Origin of the sequence: Pantoea ananatis LMG 2665 (genome assembly GCF_000710035.2) — a bacterium.
Taxonomy (GTDB): Bacteria; Pseudomonadota; Gammaproteobacteria; order Enterobacterales; family Enterobacteriaceae; genus Pantoea; species Pantoea ananatis.
Window position 1 is genome coordinate 47,546 of the sequence record NZ_JMJJ01000016.1, and the last position, 6,733, is coordinate 54,278.

Below are 6,733 nucleotides of genomic sequence, written 5' to 3' on the forward strand. Positions count from 1 at the left end.
GCTCCCGTTACTGATAATCCACGGCCATTGTGGCCCCTGCGCTGAACTCGCCTCCCGTCAGCGTTGCGCCAGCCTGTTTTACCGGCACGGCCCACAGCTCTGGCTTGTTCGGATAGGTGAAATTCAGCCAGCTGTTGACGGCCAACTTGCTGTCGCCCTGGAGCAGTTTGATGCCAAGCCCCGTCTTGCTGGTCTGCAACACCGTCACGTCGAACGCGGCGCCATTGCCTTTAACCTGCAGCTTCATCGCATTCGAGGTGCCAGTGCACGACAGCGTGTAATTGACCGGCCGGCGGTAATTGCTGCCATCCACCCGGGTGGTCATCACATCACCAAACTCCACTTCAACCGGTCGGTCATCGTTTATCACGCAGGGCGGGGGCGCCACTACAGTGACCTTGACGGTGACTGTGGCCATGGCCGCCATAACCTCATCACTGAGCAGAGAACATGCCATGAGTATACAGGCCAGACGGATAGCCTTTGGGACTTTCGTCTTATCGCACATTACTGCCCCCCTCAGTCATAACTCATATGAAAACCCACCACGGCCCGGTAGGCGCCAGTAGACAGCGTCGCCGCCGTGCGCTCCGGGGTAATGATATAATCCAGCGTGTACTGCCCCGGCATCAGATGCAGGGGGCGTCCCCGGTCACCCAGGCGCACATCCTCACCCTGACTGTCCCGCAGCCGCAGCCCCTGTGCGCCGACAGCCTGCACTAACTGCGGATTGTCCGTATCTGCCGGCGCGATAAAACTCACCGACACCGCCGGCTGGTTTGGCGCCCAACTGCGACTGCCGGTGCGCACGTCCAAATTGGCCAACGGGCTGCACAGGCAATCCGACAGGCGCAGCGCCACATGCACCGGTGTACCGGTGGCTCCGGGCCGGGTCAGGCTGCCGGCGGCGGTAGTACCCAACAACACCTCCTGCCGGGCGCTGGTTATCTCCAGCCGGCAGGCGCTCTCCGTCAGCGCACCCTGCATATAGAGAGTGCCGTTGGCACCCTCCACCTCCCCGTGGTCCACCGTCGCCTGCGCCCCCGGCAGCAGCCACAGCATCGCACCCAGCGTCAGCGGCACCATCAGCACCAGCCCGCTCAGTATGGCGTAGTAACGCACCTCGGCCAGCCAGAGGCTGCGGGGCGTCTCCTTATCCTTATTGCGCATTGTCATGCTCCTCTTGCGTACCAGCACCCCATCTCGCACACAGGCCGCCTCAGCGCCCCTGCTTGTCCGGCATTACCGTACAATACGCCCCGCTACAGCGAAAACTCAGCTGCGGCCGACCGCCATAGTCGTTGACGTAGGTCAGCACCGGGTTTGCGCCCAGGCTTGCGGCACTTACCGACAGCGGCAGGTTACCCTCTGGTGGCACCATTATCGGCTCAAAGCCTTTCACGCCCGGTGTGTCCTTCTTGCTGCCCGCATCCACAATCGTAACGTAGTACGGCGTCGGGTTGTTCACCACATACTTGTCTCCCCGCTTCGTCAGCATCAGTTGCATTTGTGGCGGCGCCCCACTGCTGTCCATCGCGATACTCGACGGGCGATAAAACAGCTTGATGCGTGTCTGCAGGGCAATCTGCAGCGTATTGGGCTTGGTGCTGCGCGGCGGGATTTCACGCAGGTTGAAGTAGTAAAGCGTCTCCCGGTCCTGCGCCAGCAGCCTGGCCGCCGGCAACGCCTGGATTTTAACCTGACTCCCCTTGCCGGGTTCGATGCGTTGCACCGGCGGCAGCACTATGAGCGGGCTCTGAATTTTGGTGCCCTGCGCATCCTCAATCCAGCCCTGAGCCAGATAAGGCAGCTGCTTGTTCTGATTGGTGACGCTCAGGCTCACCGATTTCTGATTGCCGTCAAAAATGACCCGGGTGCGGTCCAGTGCGATGGCTGCCTGAGCCTGCTGGGCTCCCAGCGCCACCAGCAGCAGCGCGGCCAGCAGCGCCGGGCGCCCGGCACCGCGCAGGGCGCTTTGTGAGGAGGGGGGCGTATTCTTCACCGTCTCGTTGTGCATGATATTGTCTCGTGTTCGGCCCAGGGCCGCTTAAGGTTGTCGTTAAAACCGCAGGCCGTTTTCATCGGACAACGGTGTGGGCGCGGCGTCCGCCGCCGGTGCCGGTTTGGCGCCCGGGACCGACACGGACGTTGCCGGTATCGCGTCTGTGTTGTGGTCCGACGGGGTGCCCACACTCAGCGGGTGGCACGGCAGCAGCAGCGTATTCATTAACATGTCCGCCGGCAACGGCGTCGGCATGCGCACCTCGCACTGCGACGCCCCGTTCCAGTGCACCGTCATCACGTCGCCCGGATTGATGCCGCTCAGGTAGACACTGCCGCCGTCGTTGACAATACCCGTCTCCTGTTTGCGGGCATTCAGCACCGTGGCACCGAACGGCGGCTCACTGCCGTCCGCCAGTTTGATGACTGCCATCGCCTTTTCCCCGGCAATCACGCCGAACTTACGGTAACCGATGGCCCCTTCGGTCAGCGTCGCCTGCACCACCGACTGCGTAGCTTCGGCATTATCGCCCAACTGGTTGAGGTCGATGCTGGCGCGGTTGCGGTAATAGCTGTTGACGTCACCGATAACCGCCTTACCCCAGGCATTGGTGCGGCTGGCGCGGCCGTAACCGCGCACCGGTACGTCTGCCACACCGTCGGTGTCAATCAGCATGCGGGTTCCGCCGGTCACACCGACCCGGTGCAGGGCGCCGCCCTCCGCTGTCAGCGTCATGCCACCCTGCGCGCTCAGCCCCACCGCGCTGTAGCTGCCCGCCTGGTAACTGGCGTTGGCGCTCAGGCGCGCTAGATCGCCCTCGCGATTGACGTAGGCGCTGGCATTGGCGTCGCTGCGTGACATCCCGCTGCTCAGCTGATAGGTGCTGCGGTCGTCGATGCGGTCGTAATAACTCACCCGGTGCGACGTATCGTCACGGTTTACCGTAGCGTTGTAGCTTACCGAGCCGTTGTCACTCCACGGCATCGACAGCGACAGGTAACCGCCGTCATCCTTCACGCCGTTGTAATGGTTGCGGTAAGCCGACAGGGACAGACTTAGGTTGCGGAACTGGCCGACATCGAAGTAGCGCGACAACGTCAGGTTGTAACGGTCATTGGCCGGCCGGTCCCAGTAGGTCTCATGGCCGTAATTGAGGTAGGTACTCAGACCAAAGTCCCGGAAATTCTTGTTGAAGGTGACGGTGTACATCTCCTTACCGCCGCCGTTATGCAGACCGGTCTCGCGGGCGTCCAGGTAGTTGCTCATGCTCATGAAGTCACGCTGCGAGAAGCGGTAGCCAGCGAAGGTGATTTGGCTGTCGTACTCATCGAAGCTCTTTGAATAGTTCAGCCGGTACGAGCCACCACTGAGGGTCTCGCCGGTCTGCGGCAAACGGGTTCGCGACTGGGTGGCATCAAACGACAGGGCACCCAGCACCATCAGGTCCCGACCGATACCCACCGACAACGCATTGTATTCACTGCCGGCCAGCGCGCCGCCGTACAGTGACCAGCAGTTGTTGACACCCCAGGAGAACTGCCCGGTGCCAAACAGCGGTCCCTTGCTGTGATGCTGCAAGGTCGACGGCCGGCCGGCGGCCAGTTTGAAACGCACGGCTCCCGGCCGGGTCAGGTACGGAATGCTGGCGGTGTTGACGGTAAAGGCCTGCACGCTGCCGTCCTGTTCTTCCACATGTACATCCAGCGATCCGCTAACCACGTCGCTGAGGTCCTGAATGCGGAACGGCCCCGAGGCCACCGTCGTCTGGTAGACCACCCGTCCCTGCTGGCTGATGACGACCTTGGCATTGGTGCGCGCCACGCCTACCACTTCCGGCGCATAGCCGCGCAGGTTCGGTGGCAGCATGTTGTCATCGGAGACCAGACTCACTCCGGCGAAGCGAAAGCTGTCGAACATGCCCGAGTCCAACGAGTGCTCCCCCAGAGTCAGTCTGGTGCGCAACGCCGGCAAGGCCCGGTAGGCGTAGTAACGGCTCCACTCCAGCCGCTGCCCGGTCGGCTGTTCCGGGCCGGTTCTGTGCTCAATATTGCCCTGCCAGTCGGCGCGCAAGCGCCAGGCGCCCAGGTTGGCCCCCGCCGTGCCGTTGCCGCTCAGGCTCATGGTGTTATTGCCGTTGCGCTGCTGGCGCTGACTGCGGGCGTTAAGGTTGTAATCCAATAGCAAGCCAGGGATGCCCTCATCCCAGCGCGACGGCGGATCCCAGTTCTCGTCGCTATACGCCACATAGGCCTGGGGAATGCTCAGATAAAGTGACGAAGTCGACAGGTCGCCGCGCGCCTCCATGCCCGGCACGCTGCGCACGTCTAGGCACTGCCCGTCATGCCACCAGGTGAGCTTTTTCACCACCGCATCCTTGAATCCAAGTTTGTCGGCCAGTGCCTTGCCGATGCAGGCGTCGCTGCCCTTCGGGTCATCATCCGGCGCGTAGAAAGATACGGGTTGCTCCTGCAATTCATTGCGGTTGACGCGCACCGTCATGGTGTACGAGCCTGGCATGATGTAACCAATGCGCGCGAACTGGCCCAGGTCGATATTCGCCCTATCCTTGACGTCGAGCACGTCGGTGTTGAACTGCACATCCTCCGCCGCGCGCACCACCGCGACTGACGAACCCAGCGCCAGCGAGATGCACAGCCCCAACGTCTGCCGTCGTGCCGCGTTTCCTGTCGGTGAAAAATCCATCATCCCCGCCCCAAAACCATCAGAAGTAATCCTGCCTGAACCGTATCGCCGAGGTGTAAGACTCCGACTTCAGTGCACGGCTGTTGGCCACCAGGGTGAGGATATAATCCAGATGCCCTTCACCCGGCACCAGGCTCATCGGTGTCACCGGCCGCCACGGCAGCGCCTGGCGTCTCGCCCGGTCGCAAATGGCCAGCGCCACCCGGACGCCTCACCCTGCACACCAAACAGGTCGCTCTCAGCGTTGCAGTCAAAGATCACCTGAAACTGCGTCCATGCATATAGGCCGGGTCGATGCAACAAACAGTTGATCAGCTCAATAGCGAAGGGATACACACCCCTCTCGCCATCGCGCATGATATCTGCCAGCGGCAGGATGCCCATGTCCATGGCCTGCTCCCGACTGACCACAGCGAAGCCGCACGAGGTGTCGATAATGGCGTCTTGCCTGTTGTCCCCTCCCCCTCCCCCGGCTGGGTGAGGGGGAGGGGACAACAGGCAAGGAAACACGACAAACACAGCCCGCATATCTTTCATCGGCTTGCTCCTTTACGCGTAAAGGAGTCGGAAAAAACGTGCATGCGAGACCTCGCATGCACGTGCACCAACATTCATGAGGTAAAAATCGTGACCGGCTTAGTTGTAAGCCAGGGTGAAGTTAGCCACCGACGTGAAATCGCCCGGCACTATGGCATTGGACGCGGTGGCACCCTGCAGGTAGGCTGCAAAGTCAAGGGTGTTGTTGCCATTCTGCATGGTCTGTGCCGTGGTCGGCTCACCCAGCTTGACCATCTGACCGTCTCCTTTGGTCAGCGCCACACCCGCGCCTTGCGCAGAGCCAGTGATACCCAACAGACCTTTTACCGCCGACGACTCTGCACCGGTAAAGGTCACTGCCACCTTGTTTTTTGCAGCCGGCGTACCAAAGGAGCAACCTTTCAGATCGATGCTAAAGTGTTTTGGTGTAGACTTGCCGCCGCCAGACAGCGCCACGTTGGAAACCTGCCCAAGGTTAACAGTCTGGTCAATGGAGTCCTGACTGATGGTGCACGGAGCATCAATAATGGAGCCGGTGAAGGTGATCTTGCCTTCGCCTTGCTTAGCTGCGTAAGCTGTGCTGGCTACCAGAGAGGCGCCAATGATTATTGCAGTTGCTTTAACTTTCATAAAATTCACTCCTAAGATTTATATATAAACTGAAATATTAAGCGGGCAGTAAAATACACTTTAACGAATTTTTTACCATCCAACTTAATCCTGTCGATATTAGGCTCTGTCGCGTTAGTGACATGATGTTGGCAAAAGTTGTGTCGTAGGTTGTTTAGGTAGCCAGCAAATAGAATTGTTCCACGGGTAATAACCCACCACCTTGCGTATTTTATATTGTCCCTTTCGTATCATGTAGAGCAGTTCGATACCCTTCAAGATAGTCTGCGCTCGTCGAAGCAATATAAATTTGAAATCTACAATTTATGTAAAAAACCATCGTATATTCAGCATATATGATGATGATAACGCAAGCTAAGTAAAGATATAGTTTCACTTAAGTTAAATATAGTTTTTTATGCCATTGGAAATTGAAATGTGCATTTATATTTCACTTCAAACTAATAGGTTGTCCCCCAAATCTTAAAAACCATAACTAGTGTATCGATGTCCCGCAAAATCATTTTGTTTACTTTATATGGATTTAGAAAATGTGCGTGTTGATACGAAGGTAGGCGGCTTTTGTGATGGATGGACGTGATAAACAGCTTATTTTATAGTTTATATTTTAAATGTTCTGAGTAAAGCTTCCTGATCTTTATAAATTTACATCTAAAATATTTGAAGGCCACTTCCGGGATAAAGCAAAGAATAAACATATCAATAAAAATCTCTATCCAGCCTTTAGGAACTTAATAAAATAAATGATTTACCAATCAGATCTGAATTTTAATCAAGTTTATTTAACATTTTAGCAAAACTTGAAGTGACTTGCCCCCAAGATAAAATACAAAACTCAGTTAGTAATGTCGGATCCTTCAC

At 57.6% G+C, this 6,733-nt stretch carries 6 protein-coding genes and 1 pseudogene; all 7 read right to left on the minus strand.

Going from position 1 to position 6,733, the window contains the following annotated elements; all coding sequences use genetic code 11:
• Positions 1-7: 7 nt before the first annotated feature.
• Positions 8-508, minus strand: a complete 501-nt coding sequence (locus EL29_RS21585) for a fimbrial protein (RefSeq protein ID WP_080695290.1) — start codon at positions 506-508, stop codon at positions 8-10.
• Positions 509-519: 11 nt separating this feature from the next.
• The gene (locus EL29_RS21590; RefSeq protein WP_028715589.1) at positions 520-1,170 is read right to left on the minus strand and encodes a fimbrial protein; all 651 of its coding nucleotides are present in this window, start codon (positions 1,168-1,170) and stop codon (positions 520-522) included.
• Between the two features lie 49 nt (positions 1,171-1,219).
• Positions 1,220-2,017: a fimbria/pilus periplasmic chaperone gene (locus EL29_RS21595; protein ID WP_080695291.1), complete on the minus strand. Its 798-nt coding sequence runs from the start codon at positions 2,015-2,017 to the stop codon at positions 1,220-1,222.
• Positions 2,018-2,059: 42 nt separating this feature from the next.
• Positions 2,060-4,705, minus strand: coding sequence for an outer membrane usher protein (locus EL29_RS21600; RefSeq protein ID WP_050442549.1), 2,646 nt, complete (start codon positions 4,703-4,705; stop codon positions 2,060-2,062).
• A gap of 144 nt (positions 4,706-4,849) precedes the next feature.
• Complete coding sequence (locus tag EL29_RS21605) at positions 4,850-5,095, minus strand: hypothetical protein (protein WP_152548275.1); 246 nt, start codon at positions 5,093-5,095, stop codon at positions 4,850-4,852.
• 246 nt (positions 5,096-5,341) lie between these two features.
• Complete coding sequence (locus EL29_RS21610; RefSeq protein ID WP_028715591.1) at positions 5,342-5,872, minus strand: fimbrial protein; 531 nt, start codon at positions 5,870-5,872, stop codon at positions 5,342-5,344.
• Between the two features lie 154 nt (positions 5,873-6,026).
• Positions 6,027-6,160 (minus strand): annotated as a pseudogene (locus EL29_RS21615) (IS6 family transposase); the annotation flags it as partial.
• Between the last annotated feature and the right edge of the window lie 573 nt (positions 6,161-6,733).